The sequence below is a fragment of the Microcoleus sp. BM001215392 genome (assembly GCF_036700185.1).
Classification (GTDB): domain Bacteria; phylum Cyanobacteriota; class Cyanobacteriia; order Cyanobacteriales; family Microcoleaceae; genus Microcoleus.
In genome coordinates this window covers 1-1,671 of sequence record NZ_JAUBOJ010000311.1, presented here as the reverse complement: position 1 = coordinate 1,671, position 1,671 = coordinate 1, and the positions used below count along the sequence as shown (strand labels likewise).

The window sequence follows — 1,671 nt, the reverse complement described above, 5'->3', positions numbered from 1 at the left end:
ATCTTGAACGTGCAGCCAAGTTTTATGATACTTTGCTTGCTGAAATTGGCGCTCAACGAGTCATGGAAGTTGACCGATTTATCGCATGGGGCATTTCTCCAGAGATGCCAGGACTTGCTGTTGCAAAACCCTTTGATGGCAACGAAGCAACTGTTGGCAATGGCGTAATGATCGCAATTCAAGTTGACAGTCGAGAAAAAGTCAACTTAGTTTATAACAAGGCGATCGAACTTGGCGCTAAGGATGAAGGAGCAGCAGGGGCAAGAGGCACGTTACCGGGGTTTTATGTGGGATATTTCCGGGATCTTGATGGCAATAAGCTGAACGTGTTTTGTATGACTGAACCAAGCACTTAAGATTTTTCTGTTTGGTGAGGTTCCCAAAGACAAAACTTATCACTTCGACCAAAGAAACCGGGTTTTTTCGGGTTTCTACACTGTCATCAAGTATTTTCGTAAAAACCAGGTTTCTGGCCTACGCATCAAAACTAAAGAAACCAGGTTTTTTGGGGTTTCTCTACTGCGATCGAGTATTCGGGTAAAAACCCGGTTTCTGACTGCCCGCGCGCTTGCTATAAAAGATGAGAACATCGGAACCAGAGGTAAAACTGATTGATTTTAGCCAAGCAAAGGCAACAGACTTTTTGTTGCCTCAGCCTGCTATCCTGACAAGTTCGGGATGGGATAATATCTATTACGAACACCATCAACAGCCGCAGTTTGACACGCCCGAACATCAAGGTACATGGCACGTTATTGCGCATTGTCCTGATGTTGAGGTATCGGGAGAGCGATCGGGAGAACGGTGGTTGGATGGTAAGCTGAAAACAGAATCCCGGAATCAAGGAGATATTGCGGTGATTCCGGCGGGTATTTCCCAGCGCTGCAATTGGAATACTTTAGCTCAGTTTACCATTTTGGCGATCGCCCCTACACTCCTGGAACAAGTCGGTCAAGATTTGGTAAATTGCGATCGCATTGAACTGATCCCTCATTACATGGAAGAACAAGATATCCTGATTCAAGGGATATTCGGCGCTTTAAGACAAGAATTAGAATTTGGCAAAATCGGCGGTTATTTGCTGGTTGACAGTCTTAAAACCGCATTAGCAATTCACCTGTTGCGGAATTATTGCACCGCACAACCTCGGCTTTCCAGCTATACGGATGGATTATCTAAATCCAAACTGCAACAGATAACCGAGTATATCAACGAACATCTTCATGAAGACATAAAGCTAATTGAGCTTGCTGCGATCGCCCAAATCAGTCCTTATCACTTTTTGCGTCTGTTCAAACAAAGTACGGGCTTAACACCCCACCAGTATATCTTGCAGCGCCGCATCCAGAAAGCCAAATATTTATTGCAAGAGAGCAAACTGAGCATCGCAGATATTGCTTTGCGAGTCGGATTTTGCGATCAAAGTCACTTGACTCGATGTTTCAAGCGCCTGCTGGGGATGACACCGAAACAATTCCTGTCAGGGCGATCGCAATAATTTAATAAAAGATCGCAATTTTTTTCTAGAATTCAGAGTCGCTAATTTTCTAAGCTATAACCCAATACGGTTCAGATAAGACCGATCCCCCCTAGCCCCCCTTAAAAAAGGGGGGGATAAGAACTTACTCAAAGTCCCCCTTCTTAAGGGGGATTTAAAGGGATCTCCGAGGA

General features: G+C 44.6%; 2 protein-coding genes. Both read left to right on the top strand.

The window, feature by feature from the left end:
• Window positions 1-356 (top strand): VOC family protein (locus tag QT974_RS25710; protein WP_333471244.1); only part of this gene is annotated, 356 nt, incomplete at its 5' end.
• A gap of 224 nt (window positions 357-580) precedes the next feature.
• Window positions 581-1,498, top strand: coding sequence for an AraC family transcriptional regulator (locus QT974_RS25705; protein ID WP_333471243.1), 918 nt, complete (start codon window positions 581-583; stop codon window positions 1,496-1,498).
• The last annotated feature ends 173 nt before the right edge of the window (window positions 1,499-1,671 follow it).